The following is a 22,834-nucleotide window of genomic DNA, read 5'->3' as shown; positions in this document are numbered from 1 at the left end:
GAGCCAGAGTCACCATGCAGAGCCCGCTTTTCGCCTACAACGACCAGCAGACCCAGGAGCGCTGGAGTCTGCAGAACAAGCAGATGCTGCGCGTCGTCCTGGAGGGGCACGACGACATCCTCGCCCGCAAGGGCACGATGGTCGCCTACCAGGGCCTCGTCGAGTTCGACGCCGAGTTCCAGAGCAACGGCCAGTCACGCGCGCGTGCGCGCACCGGCGAGGGCCTGGACCTGATGCGGTGCCACGGCCAGGGGACCCTCTTCCTCGCCAACCTGGCCCAGCACGTCCACCTGGTGGACGTGGACCAGGACGGCCTGACCGTCGACAGCAGCTACGTGCTGGCGATGGACTCCTCGCTGCACCACGAGGTCATCGCCGTCGACAGCCTCTACGGCATCTCCGGTTCGGGGAAGTACCAGCTCAACATCACCGGCCGGGGCCGGGTCGCCCTGATGACCTCGGGCGCCCCGCTGATGATGCAGGTCACGCCCGACAAGTACGTCAACTGCGACGCCGACGCGATCGTCGCCTGGTCCACCGGGCTGCGGGTGCAGATGCAGGCCCAGACGCACTCCTCCGGGGTGTGGCGGCGCCGCGGCAACACCGGTGAGGGCTGGGAGCTCAGCTTCATGGGCACCGGCTTCGCCCTCGTCCAGCCCAGTGAGCTGCTCCCGCCGCAGAACGCCCAGATCGGCTCGGGCATCGCCGCCCAGTACGGCATGGGTCAGCAGGGGGCGCGCGGACAGAACCAGGGCAACGTCTGGAGCTGACCGCCCGCGGAGCACACGCGTAAGGGGCGACCGTCCAAGAGGTCGCCCCTTACTCACGCGTCGGACCGAAGGCGCGCGCGGGTGGCTCGCAGCAGTCGTACGACGGAGTCGTCCGCCACGTCGGCGACCTCCGCGTAGGCGAACCAGCGCAGGTCGAGGGACTCGTCACTGATGGCCTCCACGGCCCCGGCCGGAGCGAGCGCGGCGTACTGGACGTCCAGATGCCAGGCGCAGGGCGTGCGGTGCCGGTCCAGTCGCACCGGGCCGCCCGGCAGCAGGGCCAGCCCCGGGATGCCGGACTCCTCGGTCGCCTCGCGCAGGGCGGCGGCCGCCAGTGTGTCGTCGGCCGGCTCGCAGTGGCCGCCCATCTGCAGCCACATGCGCATCTTCTTGTGGAGGGTCAGCAGAACGCGTCCCCGCTCCGGGTCGATCACCAGGGCGCTCGCCGTGATGTGCCCGTCCTCACAGGCCTTCCACATGCCGTCCGGGTGGCTCTCGAGGTGCTCCAGGTAGGTCTGGCGCAGCTCCTGCTGGTCCTCGTAGCCCTTCAGCACGAGGACCGCGTCGTCGTGGAGGCTCACTCGGTGTCGTCGCCCCTGCCCTGCTCGTCCTTCTTCTTCAGGTCCGGCTTCTCGCCGGTCCCGCCGCTCGCCGCCTCGCCGAGCATCTTGTCCCACTCGGAGAAGTCCATCTGCTCGCGGTGCACGAAACCGTCGGGGTCGTCCAGGTCGGCGGCCGTCGGCAGCATGTCCGGGTGGGCCCACAGGGCGTCACGGCCGTCGACGCCGCGCGCGTCCGTCAGCGAGGCCCACAGCCGCGAGGCGTCGCGCAGACGGCGCGGGCGCAGCTCCAGACCGATCAGCGTGGCGAACGTCTGCTCCGCCGGGCCGCCCGAGGCGCGGCGGCGGCGCAGGGTCTCACGCAGCGCGTCCGCGGAGGACAGACGCGGCTTCGCGGCCGCGTGCACCACCGCGTCCACCCAGCCCTCGACCAGTGCCAGCGCCGTCTCCAGACGGGCCAGCGCGGCCTTCTGCTCGGGGGTGTCCTCCGGCTGGAACATGCCCTGCTGGAGCGCGTCCTGCAACTGCTCGGGGTTCTGCGGGTCGAACTGGCCGACCACGTCCTCCAGCTTCGCGGTGTCGACCTTGATCCCGCGCGCGTAGCCGTCGACCGCGCCGAACAGGTGCGAGCGCAGCCACGACACGTGCGCGAAGAGACGCTGGTGGGCGGCCTCGCGCAGGGCGAGGTACAGCCGCACCTCGTCCTTGGGCACGCCCAGGTCCTTGCCGAACCCGTCGATGTTCACCGGGAGCAGCGCGGCCTTGCCGGACGGGCCCAGCGGCAGACCGATGTCGGTCGAACCGACGACCTCGCCCGCGAGCACGCCGACGGCCTGCCCGATCTGCGAGCCGAACATGGCGCCGCCCATCGAGCGCATCATGCCGATCAGCGGGCCGGCCATGGCCTGCATCTCCTCCGGCAGCACATCGCCCATCGCCGTGCCGACGCGCTCGGCGACCGGGTCGACCAGCTCCTTCCACGCGGGCAGCGTCGCCTCGACCCACTCCGCGCGCGACCAGGCGACGGCCGAGCCGGCACCGGACGGCAGGGACGTCACGTCGTCCAGCCACAGGTCGGCCAGGCGGACGGCCTCCTGCACGGCGGTGCGCTCGGCCGGGCCGATGCTGGAGTCCTTGACGCCGTCGGAGGTGCCCTGCGACACCGTCTGGCGGGCGATCTGCTTGGCCATGTCCCAGTTCACCGGGCCGCCCTCGTAGGAGAGCATCTGGCCCAGCTGCTGGAACGCGGCGCCCAGGTCGGTGGGGTTCAGCGAGCCGAACACGGCAGCGAGCGGGTTGTCCGCGCCCGGGCCGCCGAAGCCTCCGGCGCCGGCACCGAAACCGAACGGGTTGGCCGGTCCCTGACCACCGCCGCTCTGCGGGTCCTTCTTCTTGCCCTCGTCGCCGTCTTCCGGCTCCTCCGGCGGAAGGCCGAATCCGAATGGGGTGTCACTCACGGGGTTCCTCGGCTGGTAAGGCCACCGGCTCTCGTCCGGCGGCGCGGCTGCCCTGCAACACCACCCAGCGTAGACACCCCGGCTCGATCGGGCCTCGGTGCTTCGCCGACTCTCGGCCTGCGGCAGGATGGATGCCACCTGGTACGCACGCGTCATCGCGCTCGTATGGAAAACAACCGCTGGAGACACCTGGTGAGTTCCCCAGATCCGCAGGTTCGCGCAGCGCGAAACCACTCGACCCCGGTCGGCGGGCGAGGGCCCGTCGTGGCCGTCACCGGCGCCGCGACCGGGGTGGGCGCGCTGCTCACCGAGCGCCTCGCCGCCTCGGACGAGATCAAGCAGGTCGTCGCCATCGACGAGCGACGGGGGGAGTGCGACGCGGCGCGGTGGCACATCCTCGACGTCCGCGACCCGGCGATCGCCGACAAACTGCGGGGCGCGGACGTGGTGGTCCACCTCGCGCTCGACCTCGACCTGGGGAGTGACAGCGCCGCCCGGACGGCCTACAACGTGCGGGGAACGCAGACGGTGCTGACCGCCGCCGCGGCCGCCGGGGTGCACCGGGTGGTGCTGTGCACCTCCGCGATGGTCTACGGGGCGCTGCCCGACAACGAGCTGCCGCTGTCGGAGGACGCGGAGCTGAAGGCGACGGCCGAGGCGACCGGGGTCGGCGACCTGCTGGAGATCGAACGGCTGGCGCGGCGCGCTCCACGGGCGCATCCGGGGCTGAACGTCACCGTGGTCCGGCCGGCGGTGCTGGTGGGCGGCACGGACACCGCCCTGACCCGGTACTTCGAGTCGCCCCGGCTGCTCGTCGTCGCCGGATCGCGGCCGGCCTGGCAGTTCTGCCACGTCGAGGACCTGTGCGGCGCGCTGGAGTACGCCGTCCTGGAGAAGGTCGACGGGGAACTGGCCGTCGGGTGCGACGGGTGGCTGGAGCAGGAGGAGGTCGAGGAGCTCAGCGGGATCCGGCGGATGGAACTGCCGTCCGCGGTCGCGCTGGGCGCCGCCGCCCGCCTGCACCGGATCGGGCTCACGCCGTCCCCGGCGGGGGACCTGGCGTACACGATGTACCCGTGGGTGGTCAGCGGCAGCCGGCTCCACGACGCCGGGTGGCGGCCGCGGTGGACCAACGAGGAGGTGCTCGCGGAGCTGCTGGAGGAGGTGTCCGGCCGGCACACCGTGGCCGGGCGGCGGCTGGGGCGCAAGGACGCGACGGCCGCCGGTGCCGCGGGAGCGACCGTGGCACTGCTGGGCGCGGCGGCGGTCGTGCGCCGGGCCCGGAAGGCCCGGCGGCGGTGAGGGAGGGGCGCGGGCGCACCCCGGGAGCCCGCTGACGGCTCCCGGGCTTCCGGTCTCCGTCTCCCGGTCTCCGTCTCCCGGTCTCCGTCTCCCGGTCTCCGGTTCTCGCTCTCCGGTTGGCGGCTCCTGGTCTCCGGTTCTCGGCTCCCGGCACCCACGCGCGCGTGCCGGGCGATGACGCTATTCCCCCTCGTCCCCGGCGTGCGGCACGATGAGGGCATGGCACCGAGTAACGATCACCCCGGCGAGCAGCCGGCGCAGGACCCCGTCAAGCTGATCGCGATCCGTGAGACGGCGCTCTCCGTGGACGAGGTGTTCACGGCCGTCGGCGACGACGCGGCCGGCGGGACGGCGCTGTTCGTGGGCACCGTGCGCAACCACGACGGGGGTGCCGACGTCGACGCGCTCGGGTACTCCTGCCACCCCAGTGCGGAGGCGGAGATGCGGCGGATCGCGGAGAAGGTGGCCGCCGAGTATCCGGTGCGGGCGCTCGCCGCCGTGCACCGGGTGGGGGACCTGGCGGTCGGCGACCTCGCCGTCGTCGTCGCCGTGTCGTGCCCGCACCGGGGAGAGGCCTTCGAGGCCTGCCGCCGGCTGATCGACGACCTCAAGCACGAAGTGCCCATCTGGAAGCACCAGACGTTCTCCGACGGAACGGAGGAATGGGTGGGCGCCTGCTGAGAACCGGGCGCCCTGCCCTGCGACGGCCTCCGGTTGCGTAACCGACCCCCTGGCACGAGCGTTGTCCGTACGGATGGTTAATCTGCTGATCAGTCAGTTGCGGTCGCTCGATTGGGGTTGGGAGGTCGGCATGGCGGTGCTCGCCTGGTTGCTGATTCCGCTGATGGCTGCGGTCGGTGCCGGTCTGTGGGGCAGCTGGGCCCACCGGACGCGCAAGGTCCGCGGCGACGGTCCCGAACTGGACGGGTACGCCAGGTTCCGCGCGGCGATGGAGAAGCCCTCCTCCCGCACATGACCCGGGCGGAGCCCCTGACGGTGCGCTGACAGAGGCGTCCCGTACTGTCGAGGCATGCCACGCCGCACCGCGACGATGCTCGCCTCCACCCTGATGCTGATCGCACTCCTGTGCGTGGGAGTGCTCGTCAAGGCGCCGTACTCGGAGATGTCCCCGGGGCCGACGGTGAACACTCTGGGCGAGCACGACGGCGAGCCGGTGCTGCAGATCTCGGGCCGGAAGACCTATGCGACGACCGGCCACCTCAACATGACCACCGTGCGGGTCACCGGCGCCGACTACCGGATGAACCTCGTCGAGGCGGTCTACGGCTGGCTCGCCCACGACAGCAAGGTCGTACCGCACGACACGCTGTACCCGGACGGCGAGACCGAGGAGGAGTCCACCCAGGAGAACGCCGAGGAGTTCAGCCAGTCCCAGGAGAGCGCCAAGGTCGCCGCCCTGAAGGAGCTGGACATCCCGGTGCAGTCCTGGGTGATCGTCTCCACCGTGGTCAAGGGCTCGCCCGCCGAGGGCGAGCTGCACGCCGGTGACGTCATCAAGACCGTCGACGGCACGGACATCAAGGCGCCCGAGGACGTCGCGAAGCTGGTCACGATGCACAAGCCGGGCGAGAAGGTCGTCTTCGGGATCGTGCCGGCCGCGGCCCAGGCCGCCGCCGAGAAGGCGAACAGGACGGCGACCGAACTCGAGTCCGTCACGATCACCACGGCCAAGTCCGACGACGAGGGGGAGGACCGGGCCATCGTCGGGATCTCCGCCGGGACCGACCACACCTTCCCCTTCACCATCGACATCAAGCTCGCCGACGTCGGCGGGCCGAGCGCCGGCCTGATGTTCGCGCTCGGCATCTACGACAAGCTCACCCCGGGCAGCCTGACCGACGGGAAGTTCGTCGCCGGCACCGGGACGATCGACGACGACGGCACGGTCGGCCCGATCGGCGGCATCGAGATGAAGACCGTCGGCGCCCGCGACCAGGGCGCCCGGTACTTCCTCACGCCCGCCGACAACTGCGCGGCCGCCGCCGAGGACACCCCGAGCGGGCTCACCCTCGTCAAGGTCGGCACCATCGACGACGCCCTCGACGCCCTGAAGGACATCCGCAGCGGCGACACCGCCGACCTGCCGAAGTGCACGACGAAGTAGCCGCCCGTCCGCACGGCCGCCCGGCGGGGCGGGCCGCGCGGGTCCTCCGCCCTACTCCTCGAAGGTCGCCGACAGCGCCTCGGCCAGGCCCGGGACCAGACCGGCGCCCGTGAGGACCTCCGTCGAGGCGTCCTTCTCGCGCAGGCGCAGCGCCGACTCACGGCTGCCGTCCCGCAGCACTGCGACCGTCATCCGGACCTCCTGGCGCTCGGGGTGGTCCGCGACCCAGCGGGCCAGCTCGGCCTCGCTCAGACCCTGAGGGACCTGCGCCTCGGCGGACGGGGGCAGCATCAGGCGCTCCACGGTCAGGGCGCAGCCGGTCACCGCGTCCGGCCAGGCGATCGTGGCCAGGAACTCGTCGAGCGGCTTGTCCGTTGGCACTTCATCCTGCTCGATCGGGGTGAGGCCGGTGGTCTCGGACTCTTCCAGACCGAGCTGGGCGGCGAGCGAGGGTTCCTGGACCCGCAGCCGTGCGGTGTCTACGAGGGCGAAGAGGCGTGCGGGCTGGTCCCAGCCGAGGCCGGAGGCGTACTCGTCGATCTCGAGCACGGCCCGGGTGAGCGGGTTCGCTGCCATGGGAGTGTTGGACATGGTCACAATCCTGCCTCGTTCCCGGCCGGAATCGGGAACCGAGTAAACGGTGAGTAAGTTGCATAGGTGTGGGCCCACGATCACGGGGGGCCACCCACGGTCCACGAACACGCGGGCCTGACGGACTCAACAGCGACTTTCGAGGTGCGCACCTTGGCTTTCCAGATGCCGGACCGCGGCGGAGGCCCGACGGGGCCGCGGATCAGAGCGGGCCGCCCGTCCCGGCGCGTCCGGACCCTGCTCATGACACTGGGCGTCCTTGCCGTGCTCGGCATGGCGTTCACCATGTTCGCCGGGTTCTGGACGGACTGGCTCTGGTACCGGTCGGTGAACTACTCGTCCGTGTTCACGACGACGCTGTGGACCAAGATCGGGCTGTTCTTCGTCTTCGGTCTGCTGATGGCCCTCGCGGTCGGTTTCAACATCTGGCTGGCCCACCGGCTGCGCCCGCCGCTGAGCGCCATGTCGATGGAGCAGCAGAGCCTCGACCGCTACCGGATGGGCATCGCGCCGTACAAGAAGTGGCTGCTGCTCGGGATCACCGCCCTGGTGGGCCTGATCGCCGGCGCCTCGGCGTCCGGCCAGTGGCGGACCTGGCTGATGTGGGTCAACGGCGTGCCCTTCGGCCAGAAGGACCCGCAGTTCGACCTCGACGTGAGCTTCTACGCCTTCGACCTGCCCTGGTACCGGTTCCTGCTCGGCTTCGGCTTCGCCGCCGCGATCCTCTCCCTGATCGCCGCCGCGCTCACCCACTACCTGTACGGCGGGCTGCGCGTCACCAGCCCCGGGGCGCGTGCGACGGCCGCGGCCACCGGGCACCTGTCGGTGCTGCTGGGCATCTTCGTCGCGCTGAAGGCGGTGGCGTACTGGCTCGACCGGTACGGCCTGGCGGTGAAGTCCAGCGACTTCAAGGCCACCGACAACTGGACCGGCCTGCGGTACGTCGACGCCAACGCCTATCTGCCGGCCAAGACGATCCTGTTCTGCATCGCCGTCATCTGCGCCCTGCTCTTCTTCGCCACCTTGTGGCGGCGCACCTGGCAGCTCCCGGTGATCGGCTTCGGCCTGATGGTGCTCTCCGCGATCCTGATCGGCGGCCTCTACCCGGCGATCGTGCAGAAGTTCCAGGTCCAGCCGAACGAGCAGGCCAAGGAAGCGCCGTACGTCGAGAAGAACCTCAAGGCGACGCGTGAGGCGTACGGCATCGACGGCGCCGAGGTCACCGAGTACACGGGGACGAGCAAGACCGAGGACAAGACGCAGCTGCGCGACGACGTCGACGCCGCGGCGAGCATCCGCATCATGGACCCGAACATCGCGTCGCCGACGTTCCAGCAGCTCCAGCAGATGCGCAAGTACTACGCCTTCCCGGACAACCTGGACGTCGACCGCTACAGCGTGAGCGGTACCGACCAGGACACGGTCATCGGTCTGCGCGAGCTCAACCTCGCGGGCGTGGACAAGCAGAACTGGATCAACAACCACTTCCGCTACACCCACGGCTACGGCGTGGTCGCGGCCAAGGGAACCACGGCCGACTCCGAGGGCCGCCCGGCCTTCACCGAGTCGAACCTTCCGTCGGAGGGGGTCCTCGGGCAGTACCAGCAGCGGATCTACTACGGCGAGAAGACGACCACGTACTCGATCGTCGGCGGCCCCCAGAAGGAGATCGACTACTCCGACGACGAGGGCGAGAAGACCACCAGCTACACCGGCAAGAGCGGGGTCAACCTCTCCAACCCGGTCAACCGCGCCGCGTACGCGGTCGCCTTCGGCGAGCCGCAGATCCTGTACTCGGGAGCGATCGGCGACGGTTCGCGGATCCTGTACAACCGCACGCCGAAGGAGCGCGTGGAGGCGGTGGCCCCGTGGCTCACCATCGACGGCGACGCCTACCCGGCGGTCGTGGACGGCAAGATCCAGTGGATCGTCGACGCGTACACGACCACCAACGGGTATCCGTACGCCTCCCGTACGACCCTCGGTGACACGACGGCCGACTCGCTGACCGCCACCAACAACAACCGCGCGGTCGTGGCCCAGCAGAACCAGGTCAACTACATCCGCAACTCGGTCAAGGCCACGGTCGACGCCTACACCGGCGAGGTCAAGCTCTACCAGTGGGACACCGAGGACCCGGTCCTGAAGACCTGGATGAAGGCTTTCCCCGGCACGGTCGAGAAGAAGTCCGCGATCTCCGACTCGCTGATGGCCCATCTCCGCTACCCGCAGGACCTGTTCAAGGTCCAGCGCGAGCTGCTCACCCGCTACCACGTCAAGGACGCGACGACGTTCCTCAGCGGCAGCGAGGTGTGGCAGGTGCCGGACGACCCGACCAACAAGTCGGGCGACGCGGTGCCCCCGTACTACCTGAGCATGAAGATGCCGGACCAGGAGGCGCAGGCGTTCTCGCTGACGACGACGTTCACGCCCAACGGACGGGACAACCTCAGCGCGTTCATGGCGGTCGACTCCGAGGCGGGCACGCCCGACTACGGCAAGATCAGAGTGCTGAAACTACCGACCAGTACCACCGTCGACGGCCCCAAGCAGGTCCAGAGCCAGTTCAACTCCGAACAGGACATCGCCGAGTCGATCAGGCTGCTGAGAGGCGGCGACTCCGAGGTCGAGTACGGCAACCTGCTGACGGTGCCGCTCGACGGAGGACTGCTCTACGTGGAGCCGGTCTACGTACGCGGTGGCGGACTCAAGTACCCGCTGCTGCGGAAGGTGTTGGTGACCTACGGAGGCAACACGGCCTTCGAGGACACCCTTGACGAGGCCCTCAACAAGGTCTTCGGCACCGAGGGCACGACACCGACCCCGCCGGCGGACGACGGCGACACCACGACCCCGCCGCCGACGTCCGGCAACGCGACGGTCCAGGAGGCGCTGAAGGACGCCCAGGAGGCCTTCGCGGCCGGCCAGGAAGCCCTGAAGAAGCCCGACTGGGAGGCGTACGCCAAGGCCCAGAAGGAGCTGGAGGCCGCGCTCGAACGGGCCGAGGAGGCGCAGGCCGAGGCGGACCGGAGCAGCAGCAGTGGCAGCGGCAGCAGTGGTGGCAGCGGCAACAAGGCCACCAGCAGCCCGAGTCCGAGCGCGAGCACGAGCACGAGCGCGAGCGGCGGAACCGGCAGCAGCGCGAGTCCGAGCAGCAGCCCCAGTCCTGCCAGCAGTCCCAGTGGCTGATCGAGACGGCTGATCGAGACGGTGGATGGAGGCGGCTGATCGAGACAGCTGACCGAAACGGCTGATGGAAAAGGCCCGGCCCGCGCCGTGGTACGGTTGTGGAACACGGCGCGGGGTGGAGCAGCTCGGTAGCTCGCTGGGCTCATAACCCAGAGGTCGCAGGTTCAAATCCTGTCCCCGCTACTTGAAAGCGAAGGCCCGGATCCTGAAAAGGATCCGGGCCTTCGTGTTGTGCGAACGCATGTGCTCGCCGCGGGGATCGTCGCGCCGCCTCGGGGAGTTGGGCGAACTGTGTTTGACTTGTCTCTCTGTGGGCATGTCGACAAAACGCTGAAGTGACCTCACGGGCTGCGGCATACAAGGTGTACCCGGGTTGCAGGTGGTGCGACGATGGACGTTATGGGGGACAAGGCAACTCTGTTCGAGACAGGGCGGTTTGTGCAGCCTTCCAGTGAGGAAGCGACCCCGGACGAGGCTCCGGACGACAGCCGGCACGACAGCCGGGACGAGACGGGGGAGGCCGTCGAGGAGGCCCGCCGACGGATGGCCGCCGAGGCCGGCGACGTCGAGGCGATGAGCGTCCTCGGGGCCATGCTGCTGCGCCGCGGCGATCTCGACGGTGCCGAGCCGCACCTGCGCGCCGCCACCGCGGCCGGTGACCGGGCCGCCGCCAACAACCTGGGTGTCCTCCTCCACCAGCGCGGGTACGCCGACGACGCCGCCGGATGGTGGCGGGTCGCCGCCGTCGCCGGCTCCGCGGCCGCCGCGCACGCGCTGGGCCGGTACCACCGTGAGCGCGGGGACGAGCCCGCGGCCGAGTACTGGCTGCGCCAGTCCGCCGAACAGGGGCACGTGCTCGGCGCGTACGCCCTCGCCGATCTGCTGGAGCACCGCGGGGACCGCGGAGCCGAGCGGTGGATGCGGGCCGCGGCCGAGCGGGGGCACCGGGAGGCGGCGTACCGGCTGGCCCGCGCCCTCGACCGGCGGGGGATGGAGAACTCCGGCGGTGACAACGGTGTCTCCGCGGCGGCGGAAGCGGAGGCGGAACAGTGGTACCGGCAGGCCGCCGCGCGCGGCCACCGGCGGGCCGCCCTGCACCTCGGGGCGATCCTGGAGCAGCGGGGCGACATCCAGGAGGCCGGGCGCTGGTACCTGACGTCCGCCAAGGACGGCGAGCCGCGGGCGGCCTGCGCGCTCGGCTTCCTGCTGCGTGACGCCGGCGACACCGAGAACGCCGCCGTGTGGTGGCTGCGGGCCGCCCAGGACGGCGACGGCAACGCGGCGAACGCGCTGGGCGCGCTGTACGCCGAGCGGGGCCAGACCCAGACCGCCGAGCGCTGGTACCGGACCGCGATGGACGCCGGTGACGACAACGGCGCCTACAACCTGGGGCTGCTCTGCGCCGAGCAGGGCCGTACCGCACAGGCCGAGCAGTGGTACCGGCGCGCCGCCTACGCCGGGCACCGGGAGGCCTCCAACGCCCTCGCCGTCCTGCTGCTCCAGGGCGGGGACACGGCCGGAGCCGAGCCCTGGTTCTCCAAGGCCGCCGAGGCCGGCAGCGTCGACGCCGCGTTCAACCTGGGCATCCTGTTCGCGGGACGGGGGGACGACGCCGTGGCGCTGCGCTGGTACGAGCGGGCGGCGGCGGCCGGGCACACCGAGGCCGCGCTGCAGGTCGGGATCGCCCGGCTGCGGGTCGGCGACGAGTCGGACGCCGAACGGCACCTGCGGTGCGCGGCCGGCGGCGGGAGCGCGGAGGGGGCGTACCGGCTGGCCACCGTGCTCGACGCGCGCCGTCCGCCGACGCCCGCGCACGAGCTCGGGGAGTCCGTGCACGAGAAGACCGAGTGCGAGGAGTGGTACGAGCGGGCGGCCTCCCAGGGGCATCGGCGGGCACAGGTGCGGGTGGGCATGCTGGCCGCCGCGCGGGGCGACGTGATGGAGGCGGCGCGCTGGTACCGGGCGGCCGCCGAGGCCGGGTCGCGCAACGGCGCCTTCAACCTGGGCCTGCTCCTGGCGCGGGAGGGGAGCGAACCGGAGGCGGCGGTGTGGTGGGCGCGGGCCGCCGACGCCGGCCACGGTCGGGCGGCGTTGCGCCTCGCCCTCGTCTACGCGCGTCGTGGGGAGCTCGCGGAGGGACAGCGGTGGGCGGACCGGGCGGTGTCGCTGGGACCCCGTGAGGTGGCCGAACGAGCGGCACGGCTGCGGGACGCGCTGCGCGAGGAACTGTCGGCCTAGAAGGGGCGCCTGTGAAGGGGCTCGTCGGTCTGGAGGGGGCTTGTCGGCTGGACGGGGCTCGGAAGGCCCCCTGAGGCGCCCCCGTCAGGGACGCCCCATCCGGTGTGACCGGGGTCGCCCGGAGGGTCCCCCGGTACGGATTTGCCACGTGCCGCCGTGTTGACGTAATGTTCCATTCATCGACGCGGGGTGGAGCAGCTCGGTAGCTCGCTGGGCTCATAACCCAGAGGTCGCAGGTTCAAATCCTGTCCCCGCTACTGAAGGCCGAGGGCCGGAATCCGAAAGGGTTCCGGCCCTCGGTGCATGTCGGTGCGTATGGGTGCATGGCAGTGAATGCCGGTGCGCGTTCGTGGCGCAGGTCTCACGGCCCACCCGGCGCAAGCGCAGCCCCGTCCTCGGGCAGACGGAAGCCCCGGCCCCCGTGGTGGGGTGCCGGGGCTTCCGGGAGTCCTGGCCGCTGCTGTGCCGGCCGTCCCGCGCCTGCGCGCGAGGGCCGCCCTACGCCGCCGCGCAGTTCGGGCAGATGCCGCGGTACGTCACCTCGACGTCCGAGACGGTGAAACCGAAGCGCTCGGAGTCGGGGAGGTCCGCCAGCGGGTTCCCGCTCGGGTGCACGTCCCGGATCGCACCGCACTGCGCGCACACCAGGTGGTGGTGCGGGCGGTGGGCGTTCGGGTCGTACCGCTTGGCGCGCTTGTCGGTGGCCACCTCGAGCACCTCGCCGAGCGTCACCAGCTCACCCAGCGTGTTGTAGACGGTCGCCCGCGAGATCTCGGGCAGCTTGGCCACGGCCCGTGCGTGCACCTCGTCGGCCGTCAGGTGGACGTGTTCGCCGTCGAGGACCTCGGCCACGACGCGCCGCTGCGCGGTCATCCGCCATCCGCGGCCGCGCAGCCGTTCCAGAAGGTCACTCATACGTTTCAGCCTAACAGCAGGGGGACCAGGTCCCGAATGGGTGTGACTTTGGAGCCTTGCTTGACTTAGACATTGTCCATTGTAGGATCGACCTCGACTTCGGCCAAGCGACAGGAAGCGGCAGAAGCCAGGACCAGGCAGAAGTGACGTAGGTGCCCAGAGCGAAGCTCCGGAGCGCAGGTGTGCGCCCCGGCCCCGTTCCACCGCCGCAGTTCCTGAGTTCCGTGATCCGCCCAGCCCCCTAAAGGATTACCCCCATGACCGAGAACCATGACGCGATCGTCACTGATGACAAGCCGGCGGAAGCAGGTAAGTGCCCGGTCGCGCACGGGCGTGCCGCGCACCCCACTCAGGGCGGCGGCAACCGCCAGTGGTGGCCGGAGCGCCTCAACCTGAAGATCCTCGCCAAGAACCCGGCCGTCTCCAACCCGCTGGGTGAGGAGTTCGACTACACCGAGGCCTTCAAGTCCCTGGACCTCCCGGCCGTGAAGCAGGACATCGCGGAGGTGCTGACCACCTCCCAGGACTGGTGGCCGGCCGACTTCGGCCACTACGGCCCGCTGATCATCCGTATGGCCTGGCACAGCGCGGGCACCTACCGCATCAGCGACGGCCGCGGTGGCGCCGGCGCCGGCCAGCAGCGCTTCGCGCCGCTGAACAGCTGGCCGGACAACGCCAACCTGGACAAGGCCCGCCGTCTGCTGTGGCCGGTCAAGAAGAAGTACGGCCAGAACCTCTCCTGGGCCGACCTCATGATCCTCGCCGGCAACGTCGCCCTGGAGACGATGGGCTTCGAGACCTTCGGCTTCGCCGGTGGCCGCGCGGACGTGTGGGAGCCCGACGAGGACGTGTACTGGGGTCCCGAGACGGTCTGGCTCGACGACCAGCGCTACTCCGGTGACCGTGAGCTGGAGGAGCCCCTCGGCGCGGTCCAGATGGGTCTGATCTACGTCAACCCCGAGGGCCCCAACGGCAACCCGGACCCGATCGCCGCGGCCCGCGACATCCGCGAGACGTTCCGCCGGATGGCGATGAACGACGAGGAGACGGTCGCCCTGATCGCGGGTGGCCACACCTTCGGCAAGACCCACGGCGCCGGCCCGGCCGACCACGTCGGCAACGACCCCGAGGCCGCCTCCATCGAGGAGCAGGGTCTGGGCTGGAAGAACACCTTCGGCACCGGCAAGGGCGGCGACACCATCACCAGTGGCCTCGAGGTCACCTGGACCAGCACGCCGACCCAGTGGGGCCACGGCTTCTTCAAGAACCTCTTCGGTTACGAGTGGGAGCTGACCAAGAGCCCGGCCGGCGCCCACCAGTGGGTCGCCAAGGACGGGGCCGGCGCGGGCACCGTCCCCGACGCCCACGACCCGTCGAAGAGCCACGCCCCGACGATGCTCACGACCGACCTGTCGCTCCGGTTCGACCCGGCGTACGAGCAGATCTCGCGGCGCTTCCTGGAGAACCCGGACGAGTTCGCGGACGCCTTCGCGCGGGCCTGGTTCAAGCTGACCCACCGTGACATGGGCCCGGTCGTGCGCTACCTCGGCCCGGAGGTCCCCTCCGAGACGCTGATCTGGCAGGACCCGCTGCCGGAGCGCACGGGCGAGCTGCTCGACGCCGGTGACATCGCCGCCCTCAAGGCCAAGATCGCCGAGTCGGGCCTCACGGTGTCCGAGCTGGTCTCCACCGCCTGGGCGTCGGCCTCCTCCTTCCGCGGCAGCGACAAGCGCGGCGGCGCCAACGGCGCCCGCATCCGCCTCGAGCCGCAGATCGGCTGGGAGGTCAACGAGCCCGACCGTCTGCGGTCGGTGCTGCGCACCCTGGAAGGCGTCCAGGAGTCCTTCAACGCCGCCGCCCAGAGCGCCGGCAAGCAGGTCTCGCTGGCCGACCTGATCGTGCTCGCCGGTGCGGTGGGCGTCGAGAAGGCGGCCAAGGACGGCGGCTTCGACATCGAGGTGCCGTTCACGCCGGGCCGGGTGGACGCCACGCAGGAGCAGACGGACGTCGAGTCGTTCGCCGCGCTCGAGCCGAAGGCCGACGGGTTCCGCAACTACGTCGGCAAGGGCCAGCGCCTGCCGGCCGAGTACCTGCTGGTCGACAAGGCGAACCTGCTGAACCTCAGCGCGCCCGAGCTGACGGTCCTCGTCGGTGGTCTGCGCGTCCTGGGCGCCAACTACCAGCAGTCCAAGCACGGCGTCCTCACCGAGACGCCGGGCGTCCTGACGAACGACTTCTTCGTCAACCTGCTCGACCTGGGCACGAGCTGGACGTCGACGACCGAGGACCAGACCGTGTTCGTCGGCAGCGACTCCGCCACGGGCGAGGTCAAGTGGACCGGCACCCGTGCCGACCTGGTCTTCGGCTCGAACTCCGAGCTGCGCGCGCTCGCCGAGGTCTACGCGAGCGACGACGCCAAGGAGAAGTTCGTGAAGGACTTCGTCTCCGCGTGGGACAAGGTCATGAACGCGGACCGGTTCGACCTGGTCTGAGCCGACGTCCCCGCCTGAGCGCGGGGCTCGTCCGGGCATGAGGTGAGCGGCGGGCCGGATTCCCTTCGGGGGGTCCGGCCCGTTCGCGTGTGCGTGTGCGCCCGTCCTCAGGCCGGCACCTGCTGCCGTTGCGGCACCCAGCAGCGGATGATGTCGCGGACCGAGACGATGCCGGCCGGCTCGCCGCGGTCGAGGACGACGAGGTGCCGGAAGCCGCCGTGCGTCATGGCGCAGGCCGCTTCCTCCAGGGTCCAGACCGGGGTGGCGAAGACGACGTCGGTGGTGGTGTGGGCGTGGGCGGGCTCGGTGTCCGGGTCCTGGCCCAGGCCGACGGAGTTGAGTATGTCGCGTTCGGTGAGGATGCCGATGCCGCCGGCGTCCGGGTCGTGGACCACGGCCGCGCCGACGCGGCGGGCGGCCATCAGGGCGGCGGCCTGACGGAGGGTGTGGGCGGGGCCGATGGTGAGGACCAGCGTGCTCATGGCGTCGCGGACGAGCATGGGTTCCGGGTCACCTCCTGGGAAACGCTGCGACCACCGGGACGGTCCAGCGATTCACAAGTTCACAATGCGGGGGTGGCCTCAGAGTCTCAGGTAAAGCGCGGGTCAACAAGAGGGCGCGCGCGGCCAATTGAGGGCGCGCGCGCTCATCTGTGAGATTCAGGCGCGCAGGCCGATATGCCCCAGCAGCTCGTCGTGGAGCAGGCCGTTGGACGCGGCCGCGTTGCCGCTGTGCGGGCCCGGACGGCCGTCGAGGCCGGTGAAGGTGCCGCCGGCCTCCGTGACGACGATCGCGTTGGCGGCCATGTCCCAGAGGGAGAGCTCCGGTTCGGCGCAGATGTCCACGGCGCCCTCGGCGACCATCATGTACGGCCAGAAGTCGCCGTACGCGCGCGTGCGCCACACCGCGCGGCTGAGGTCCAGGAAGCCGTCGAGCCGGCCCCGCTCCTCCCAGCCGCTCAGCGAGGAGTACGCGAAGGAGGCGTCCGACAGCTCCGCGACGCGCGAGACGTGCAGCCGGGTGGCGGAGGAGAGGCTGCGGCCGGTGTAGGCGCCGTGACCCTTCGCGGCCCACCAGCGGCGGCCCAGGGCGGGGGCGGAGACGACGCCCACGACGGGCTCGTAGCCGCCCTCCGCCGCCTCCATCAGGGAGATCAGGGTGGCCCAGACGGGGACGCCGCGGACGTAGTTCTTGGTGCCGTCGATCGGATCGATCACCCAGCGGCGGGGGCCGGTGCCCTCCACGCCGTACTCCTCGCCGAGGATCGCGTCGCGGGGACGGGCCCGCTGGAGGTGGCCGCGGACGACCTCCTCGGCGGCCTTGTCCGCCTCGCTCACCGGAGTCATGTCCGGTTTTGTCTCGACCTTGAGGTCGAGGGCCTTGAAGCGGTCCATGGTCGCGGCGTCGGCGGCGTCCGCGAGGACGTGCGCGAGGCGGAGGTCGTCGAGGTAGTCCGGCATGGGGAAACGGTATCCGCCGCGGGCGGGGTGGGGCCACGGGGGGGCGGACCGGACGGACCCGGCCGGCCGGACGGACCCGGCCCGCCCCCCTCGTGGCCCCACCCGCTCCGCGAACCCTTGACAGTGCGGATGCGCCCGTCAAATCTGGGCGCAGAGCCGCTCGCCCCAGGGAGGCGATGATGCCTGCAGCCCGGGAATCCCTGCTCGACGCCGCTTTCACGGCCGTCACGCGCCGGCCGTGGGCCGCCGTGCGGATGGTCGACGTCGCCGCGGCGGCCGGGGTGTCGCGGCAGACGCTGTACAACGAGTTCGGGAGCAAGGACGGGCTGGCCAGGGCGCTGGTCAGGCGGGAGGCCGACGGATACCTCGCCGGGGTCGAGCGGGCGCTGGCCGGGCACGGGGACACCCGGGACCGGCTCACCGCGGCCGCCGAGTGGACGGCGTCGGCCGCCCGGGGCAACGCGCTCGTACGGGCCATGCTCACCGGCTGCTGGAGCGAGCGTCTGCCGTCGCCGACGCTCTCGGCCGTGCCGTCCTCCACCTCCGTGCCGGCGCAGCGGCGGGCGGACGGGCCGCTGCCCTCACCCGGCGACCTCGTGACGACCGTCCGCGACCGCGCCGTGGCCGCGCTCGCCGGCGGCCCCGGTACGACGCCGGACACCACGGAGGTCGCCCGCTCCTGCGAGCTGGCCCTCCGCCTCGCCCTGTCCTGCGTGGCCGCGCCCCCCGGCGAGGGCGGGGTCGCCGACCTGGTCCGCGGCGCCCTGCACCGCCGGCCCACCGGCTAGCCGCCGGTCACACGGCCGTTCGCCGGCTCACCGGCTGCTCGCGGGTCACCGGCCGCCCCGCACATGTCAGTACACCCAGGTGCCTAGTGCGCCGACCCCGACAGCTGGAGTCCGATCACCCCGATGATCACCAGGCTGATCGAGACGAGCTTCAGGACCGACACCAGGTCGCCCAGGAAGATCATCCCGTAGATCGCGGTGCCGGCCGCGCCGATGCCGGTCCAGACGGCGTACGCGGGGCCCACGTCGAGTTTCTTGAGGGAGAGGGTCAGCAGGCCGAAGCTGCCGAGGGCGAAGACGCAGAAGGCGATCGTCGGCCACAGCCGGGTGAAACCGTGCGACAGCTTCAGGCAGACGGCGAAGCCGGTCTCGAGCAGTCCCGCGACGATGACCAGCAGCCACGCCATGTGCTGTCCTCCCGTATGTGCGGCTCGGTGCGATTATGCACTTACCGGACTCGGGTACCGACAAACAACGCGGAGGTCAGTCGCCTTCCGTGCGCTCCCGCGTGGACAGCAGCCGGCGCAGCGAGTACAGCCGCGCCGGGTCGGCGTGCCCCTCGGCCACCCAGGCGTCCAGCGCGCAGTCCGGTTCGTCGTGGCTGCACGCGCGCGGGCAGCCGGCCGTCCCCGGCTCCAGGTCGGGGAAGGCGTGGATCACCCGGGACGGGTCGATGTGGGCGAGACCGAAGGAGCGCACGCCCGGGGTGTCGATCACCCAGTCGTCCGTGCCCTCCAGGGGAAGGGCCAGGGCCGAGGTCGTGGTGTGCCGGCCGCGGCCGGTCACCGCGTTCACATGGCCCGTCAGACGGCGCCGTTCCTCCGGGACCAGCGCGTTGACCAGGGTCGTCTTTCCGACGCCGGAGTGGCCGACGAACGCCGTGATGCGCCCGGTGAGGTACTCGCGCACCCGGTCCGCCGCGTCGCCGTTCTCCAGTTCCCCGCGGCTGGTGACGACGTAGGGGATGTCGAGGTCGCCGTACAGCTCCAGCAGCTTGTCCGGCGGGGCCAGGTCCGACTTCGTCATGACCAGCAGGGGTTCCAGGCCGCCGTCGTAGGCCGCCACCAGGCAGCGGTCGATCAGCCGGGGCCGGGGCTCGGGGTCGGCCAGGGCCGTGACGATCGCCAGCTGGTCGGCGTTGGCGACCACCACCCGCTCGTAGGGGTCGTCGTCGTCCGCGGTGCGGCGCAGCACCGAGGTGCGCTCCCCGATGCGGACGATGCGCGCGAGGGTGTCCTTCATGCCGGAGAGGTCGCCGACGAGGGCGACGCGGTCGCCCACGATCGCCGCCTTGCGGCCGAGCTCGCGGGCCTTCATCGCCATCACGACCCGGTCCTCGACGAGGCAGGTCAGACGGCCTCGGTCGACGGTGAGGACCATGCCCTCGGCCGCGTCCTCGTGCTTGGGACGGATGTGGGTGCGCGGCCGGTTGCCCTTGCGGTTGGGGCGGCTGCGGATGTCGTCCTCGTCGGTGTGCTTGCCGTAGCGGCGCATGGCGGAAGTCCCTAGGCCCCGAGCATCCCGGTCCACAGCTCCGGGAAGTCCGGCAAGGTCTTCGCCGTCGTCGCCACGTTCTCGATCCGCACGCCCTCGACCGCCAGCCCGATGACCGCGCCGGCCGTGGCCATGCGGTGGTCGTCGTAGGTGTGGAAGACCCCGCCGTGCAGGGGGCGCGGGCGGATGTGCAGTCCGTCGGCCGTCTCCGTCACGTCCCCGCCGAGCTCGTTGATCTCCTTGGTGAGCGCGGCCAGCCGGTCCGTCTCGTGCAGCCGCAGGTGGGCCACGCCCCGCAGGGTGGAGGGGGAGTCCGCGAGGGCGGCGACCGCGGCGATGCCCGGGGTCAGCTCACCGACGTCACCCAGGTCGACGTCGACGCCGTGCACCGCGCCCGAACCGGTGAACACCAGGCCGTAGTCGGTCAGTTCGCAGGAACCGCCCATCTCGGTGAAGATCTCGCGCAGCCGGTCGCCCGGTTGGGTGGTGCGCGCGGGCCAGTCGGGGATGACGACCCGGCCGCCGGTGACCAGCGCCGCCGCCAGGAACGGCTGCGCGTTGGACAGGTCCGGCTCGATCGTCAGGTCCCGGCCGAGCAGCGCGCCCGGCGTGACCCGCCAGACGTTCGGCTCGCCGCCCGACTCCGGGGTGTCCACCTGGGCGCCGACCGCGCGCAGCATGTCCACCGTCATCCGGATGTGCGGCAGGGAGGGGAGCGTCGAGCCGGTGTGGCGGACCTCGATGCCCTGGTTGAAGCGCGGGCCGGACAGCAGCAGGGCGGAGACGAACTGCGACGACGAGGACGCGTCGATCTCCACGGGACCGCCGTCCAGCGCGCCCCCGCCGTGCACCGTCAGCGGCAGCGCGCCCCGGCCGTCGTCGTCGATCCGGGCGCCGAGCACCCGCAGCGCGTCGATGACGCCGGTCAGGGGACGTTCGTACGACCGGGGGTCGCCGTCGAAGCGGACCGGGCCGTCGGCGAGCGCGGCCACCGGCGGCAGGAACCGCATCACCGTGCCGGCGTTGCCGACGTCGACCGTGGCCGGGCCGCGCAGCCCCGCGGGCAGCACCCGCCACGCCTCACCGCCGTTCTCGGGACCGCCCGCCACGGTGGAGCTCGACGACACCGTCTCCTCGATGCCCACGCCCATCGCCCGCAGCGCGTCGGCCATCAGCAGGGTGTCCCGGGAGCGGAGGGGACGGCGCAGCCAGCCCGGCTCGGAGGCGAGGGCGGCGAGGACGAGAGCACGGTTGGTGACCGACTTGGACCCCGGCACGTGGACCGTCGCGTCGACGGCTCCGCTCGCGTGCGGGGCGGGCCAGAGGGCGGTGTGGACGGGGTTTTCCGGCATGTGCCCACTCTATAAGCAGGCCGGGATCCGGGTGCGGCGCCGTTGTGGCTGGTCCGGCCCCGCGGCGGGGACGCTCGTCGTCCCCCGTGCCCCCATGTCCCCGCACCCGCATGTCCCCACGTCTCCGCACGCGCATGTCCCCACGTCCCCGCACCCGCGCGGGCGCCCCGGTGACCGGCGCTGGTGGCCACGGCCCCGCGCGGCCGTGGCGACCCCTGCGTCCCCGGGACGGGCGCGCGTCCCCACCGCCCCGGCCCCCGCGGGGGATGCCTCCGGGAGCCCGCCCCCGCGGGGAGGCTCACCCGAAGCCCCTCACCACCCCAACAGCCACCGCCCGCCCCCCATCAGGGAGCACAGGCTCACCGCGTGGAACAGGAACAGCCACAGCCCCGCCGGTACGTGCGTCAGGCGCGCGAGCTGGTCCGCGTCCGAGTCGCCCGCCCCGCCCCGCGACCGCTTCGCCTGGAGTTCGAACGCCGGCCGCACCCCGCCCAGCAGCAGGAACCACACCACCGCGTACGCGAACGCCGCCTGCACCTGGGGGCCGGTCAGCCAGGAGACCAGCAGGAAGGCGCCGCCTGTGAGGATCACGGTCAGGGCTCCGTACGCGTTGCGGATCATGACCAGCATGGCGATCAGCAGCGCGGTCGCCAGCCACAGCAGCAGGGTGATGCGGCCGGCGCCGAGCAGGGCCGCGCCGCCCAGGCCGAGCAGGGGAGGCGCGGTGTAGCCGGCGGCCGCGGTGAGGATCATGCCGAGGCCGTGCGGCTTGCCCCGGCTGACGGTCAGGCCGCTGGTGTCGGAGTGCAGCCGGATGCCGGTGAGCGTGCGGCCGGTGAGCAGGGCGACCAGGCCGTGGCCGCCCTCGTGGGCGATGGTGATCGCGTTGCGCGATATCCGCCACAAGGTGTGCGGCACCACTACGGCGAGGGCCGCCGCCACAGTGGCCAGCACCACCCACAGGTCGGGGTCGGGCTGGGTTCCCGTGAGGCGGTCCCAGAGGTCGGGCAGCGCGGTGGCGGCGGAGCTGTCCATGTGTCCCGGTGGCTCCCTCTCGTCTTGTGTCGACCGCGTCCTGTGTCGACGGGTGTCGGCGGTGTCGGCTCGTCCGGTGCGTGCCGACAGGTCTCGTCGCCCGGCTCCCGGCCCGGGGCGGTGGCCGGGGGGCGGGTGAGCCTGGCAGTGTGGCACGTATGTGCGGACGGTATGCAGCGAGTCGCAGGCCCGAGGATCTCGCAGGAATCTTTGAGATCGAGAGGTGGGAGCCCGAGGAGTCCCTGGCCCCCGACTACAACGTGGCGCCCACCAAAGAGGTCCACGCCGTCCTCGACCGCCCCCTGAAGGACGCCGGCGACCGGCGTCCGGTTCGCCAGCTGCGCAAGCTGACGTGGGGACTCGTGCCCTCCTGGGCCACGTCGCCCGAGGGCGGCGCCCGGATGATCAACGCCCGTGCGGAGACCGTCCACGAGAAGCCGTCCTACCGCCGTGCCTTCGCCGCCCGGCGCTGCATCCTGCCCGCCGACGGCTACTACGAGTGGGTCACCGGCCGGCAGGAGCGGGAGCTGGAGGTCGAGGGCAGGAAGAAGCGGCCCCGCAAGCAGCCGTACTTCGTGCTCCCGGCCGACGGCTCGGTGTTCGCGATGGCCGGGCTGTACGAGTTCTGGCGCGACCGCACCCTGCCCGACGACCACCCGCGGGCCTGGTGGGTGACCTGCTCGGTGATCACCACCGAGGCGGAGACGGCCCCGCTCGCCGTGGCCCCGGCCGACGGCCCGCACGCGCTCGCCGACATCCACCCCCGGATGCCCCTGATGCTCACCCCCGACCGCTGGGACGCCTGGCTGGACCCGGCGCGCACCGACGTCGAGGACCTGCGCTCCCTGCTGGAGCCGCCGGCGTCCGGTCTGATGCGCGCCTACCCGGTGTCCACGGCCGTCAGCAACGTCCGCAACAACGGCGCGGAGCTGCTGAAGGAGCTGGAGGGGCCCGAGGAGGGCACACTCTTCTGATGTGACTGTGACTGTGACTGTGACTGTGACTGTGCCGGCCGAGACCTGATGTGACTGTGCCGGCCGAGACCTGATGTGACTGTGACGACCGA

General features: G+C 71.6%; 20 protein-coding genes and 2 tRNA genes. 12 read left to right on the top strand and 10 right to left on the bottom strand.

Going from position 1 to position 22,834, the window contains the following annotated elements:
• Positions 1 to 14: 14 nt before the first annotated feature.
• Positions 15 to 770 carry an AIM24 family protein gene (locus tag ACFV9M_RS27530; protein WP_385061881.1) on the top strand — a complete coding sequence of 252 codons (756 nt, stop codon included), beginning with the start codon at positions 15 to 17 and terminating at the stop codon, positions 768 to 770.
• 53 nt (positions 771 to 823) lie between these two features.
• Here ACFV9M_RS27530 and ACFV9M_RS27525 read toward each other — a convergent pair whose 3' ends face one another.
• Together ACFV9M_RS27525 and ACFV9M_RS27520 are read right to left on the bottom strand one after the other, a co-directional pair.
• Complete coding sequence (locus ACFV9M_RS27525) at positions 824 to 1,351, bottom strand: NUDIX hydrolase (protein WP_385061879.1); 528 nt, start codon at positions 1,349 to 1,351, stop codon at positions 824 to 826.
• Positions 1,348 to 2,787 (bottom strand): zinc-dependent metalloprotease, encoded by a 1,440-nt coding sequence (locus ACFV9M_RS27520; RefSeq protein WP_385061877.1) that lies wholly within the window; start codon positions 2,785 to 2,787, stop codon positions 1,348 to 1,350. Before ACFV9M_RS27520 ends, ACFV9M_RS27525 begins: the two co-directional genes overlap by 4 nt.
• A gap of 192 nt (positions 2,788 to 2,979) precedes the next feature.
• On the opposite strand from ACFV9M_RS27520, the gene ACFV9M_RS27515 reads away from it, so the two are divergent.
• From ACFV9M_RS27515 to ACFV9M_RS27500, 4 genes are all read left to right on the top strand, one after another.
• Positions 2,980 to 4,089 carry an SDR family oxidoreductase gene (locus ACFV9M_RS27515; protein ID WP_385061876.1) on the top strand — a complete coding sequence of 370 codons (1,110 nt, stop codon included), beginning with the start codon at positions 2,980 to 2,982 and terminating at the stop codon, positions 4,087 to 4,089.
• Between the two features lie 219 nt (positions 4,090 to 4,308).
• Positions 4,309 to 4,770, top strand: a complete 462-nt coding sequence (locus tag ACFV9M_RS27510) for a molybdenum cofactor biosynthesis protein MoaE (protein ID WP_385061875.1) — start codon at positions 4,309 to 4,311, stop codon at positions 4,768 to 4,770.
• 73 nt (positions 4,771 to 4,843) lie between these two features.
• Entirely contained in the window at positions 4,844 to 5,065 is a 222-nt protein-coding gene (locus ACFV9M_RS27505) for a hypothetical protein (RefSeq protein WP_385061945.1), read from the top strand.
• A 54-nt stretch (positions 5,066 to 5,119) separates the two neighbouring features.
• Positions 5,120 to 6,214, top strand: coding sequence for a PDZ domain-containing protein (locus ACFV9M_RS27500; RefSeq protein WP_385061873.1), 1,095 nt, complete (start codon positions 5,120 to 5,122; stop codon positions 6,212 to 6,214).
• Between the two features lie 51 nt (positions 6,215 to 6,265).
• Here the strand turns inward: ACFV9M_RS27500 and ACFV9M_RS27495 are convergent, their stop codons facing one another.
• The gene (locus ACFV9M_RS27495; RefSeq protein ID WP_385061871.1) at positions 6,266 to 6,805 is read right to left on the bottom strand and encodes a PPA1309 family protein; all 540 of its coding nucleotides are present in this window, start codon (positions 6,803 to 6,805) and stop codon (positions 6,266 to 6,268) included.
• A gap of 165 nt (positions 6,806 to 6,970) precedes the next feature.
• Here ACFV9M_RS27495 and ACFV9M_RS27490 point away from each other — a divergent pair, with 165 nt between their 5' ends.
• The 4 genes from ACFV9M_RS27490 (at position 6,971) to ACFV9M_RS27475 (ending at position 12,489) form a co-directional block, all read left to right on the top strand.
• Positions 6,971 to 9,994, top strand: a complete 3,024-nt coding sequence (locus ACFV9M_RS27490; RefSeq protein WP_385061943.1) for a UPF0182 family protein — start codon at positions 6,971 to 6,973, stop codon at positions 9,992 to 9,994.
• A 109-nt stretch (positions 9,995 to 10,103) separates the two neighbouring features.
• Positions 10,104 to 10,177: transfer RNA gene (locus ACFV9M_RS27485), tRNA-Met, on the top strand.
• Positions 10,178 to 10,384: 207 nt separating this feature from the next.
• Positions 10,385 to 12,232 carry a tetratricopeptide repeat protein gene (locus ACFV9M_RS27480; protein WP_385061870.1) on the top strand — a complete coding sequence of 616 codons (1,848 nt, stop codon included), beginning with the start codon at positions 10,385 to 10,387 and terminating at the stop codon, positions 12,230 to 12,232.
• Positions 12,233 to 12,415: 183 nt separating this feature from the next.
• Positions 12,416 to 12,489 (top strand) — tRNA-Met (locus ACFV9M_RS27475).
• A 241-nt stretch (positions 12,490 to 12,730) separates the two neighbouring features.
• Here ACFV9M_RS27475 and ACFV9M_RS27470 read toward each other — a convergent pair.
• Positions 12,731 to 13,147, bottom strand: coding sequence for a Fur family transcriptional regulator (locus ACFV9M_RS27470; RefSeq protein WP_385061869.1), 417 nt, complete (start codon positions 13,145 to 13,147; stop codon positions 12,731 to 12,733).
• 257 nt (positions 13,148 to 13,404) lie between these two features.
• Here ACFV9M_RS27470 and katG point away from each other — a divergent pair, with 257 nt between their 5' ends.
• On the top strand, positions 13,405 to 15,639 hold the full coding sequence (gene katG / locus ACFV9M_RS27465) for a catalase/peroxidase HPI (RefSeq protein ID WP_385061867.1): 2,235 nt from the start codon (positions 13,405 to 13,407) through the stop codon (positions 15,637 to 15,639).
• A gap of 107 nt (positions 15,640 to 15,746) precedes the next feature.
• On the opposite strand, the gene ACFV9M_RS27460 is transcribed toward katG, so the two are convergent.
• Together ACFV9M_RS27460 and hisN are read right to left on the bottom strand one after the other, a co-directional pair.
• Positions 15,747 to 16,139, bottom strand: coding sequence for a cyclic nucleotide-binding/CBS domain-containing protein (locus ACFV9M_RS27460; protein ID WP_385061866.1), 393 nt, complete (start codon positions 16,137 to 16,139; stop codon positions 15,747 to 15,749).
• 159 nt (positions 16,140 to 16,298) lie between these two features.
• Positions 16,299 to 17,099, bottom strand: a complete 801-nt coding sequence (gene hisN, locus ACFV9M_RS27455) for a histidinol-phosphatase (protein ID WP_385061864.1) — start codon at positions 17,097 to 17,099, stop codon at positions 16,299 to 16,301.
• A 176-nt stretch (positions 17,100 to 17,275) separates the two neighbouring features.
• On the opposite strand from hisN, the gene ACFV9M_RS27450 reads away from it, so the two are divergent.
• Positions 17,276 to 17,887, top strand: coding sequence for a TetR/AcrR family transcriptional regulator (locus tag ACFV9M_RS27450; protein ID WP_385061862.1), 612 nt, complete (start codon positions 17,276 to 17,278; stop codon positions 17,885 to 17,887).
• An 83-nt stretch (positions 17,888 to 17,970) separates the two neighbouring features.
• On the opposite strand, the gene ACFV9M_RS27445 is transcribed toward ACFV9M_RS27450, so the two are convergent.
• From ACFV9M_RS27445 to ACFV9M_RS27430, 4 genes are all read right to left on the bottom strand, one after another.
• Entirely contained in the window at positions 17,971 to 18,294 is a 324-nt protein-coding gene (locus ACFV9M_RS27445) for a DMT family transporter (RefSeq protein WP_385061860.1), read from the bottom strand.
• Positions 18,295 to 18,370: 76 nt separating this feature from the next.
• Entirely contained in the window at positions 18,371 to 19,381 is a 1,011-nt protein-coding gene (gene rsgA / locus ACFV9M_RS27440) for a ribosome small subunit-dependent GTPase A (protein WP_385061858.1), read from the bottom strand.
• Positions 19,382 to 19,392: 11 nt separating this feature from the next.
• A complete protein-coding gene (aroA, locus tag ACFV9M_RS27435) occupies positions 19,393 to 20,733 on the bottom strand; it encodes a 3-phosphoshikimate 1-carboxyvinyltransferase (protein ID WP_385061856.1) in 1,341 nt (446 codons plus the stop codon).
• 312 nt (positions 20,734 to 21,045) lie between these two features.
• Positions 21,046 to 21,768: a M50 family metallopeptidase gene (locus ACFV9M_RS27430; RefSeq protein WP_385061854.1), complete on the bottom strand. Its 723-nt coding sequence runs from the start codon at positions 21,766 to 21,768 to the stop codon at positions 21,046 to 21,048.
• A gap of 158 nt (positions 21,769 to 21,926) precedes the next feature.
• Here ACFV9M_RS27430 and ACFV9M_RS27425 point away from each other — a divergent pair, with 158 nt between their 5' ends.
• Positions 21,927 to 22,742 (top strand): SOS response-associated peptidase, encoded by an 816-nt coding sequence (locus tag ACFV9M_RS27425; protein ID WP_385061852.1) that lies wholly within the window; start codon positions 21,927 to 21,929, stop codon positions 22,740 to 22,742.
• Positions 22,743 to 22,834 lie beyond the last annotated feature (92 nt).

The sequence above is a fragment of the Streptomyces sp. NPDC059895 genome (genome assembly GCF_042731035.1).
Classification (GTDB): domain Bacteria; phylum Actinomycetota; class Actinomycetes; order Streptomycetales; family Streptomycetaceae; genus Streptomyces.
Note: the sequence above shows the minus strand (reverse complement) of the source record. Positions and strands in the feature narration are given on the sequence as shown.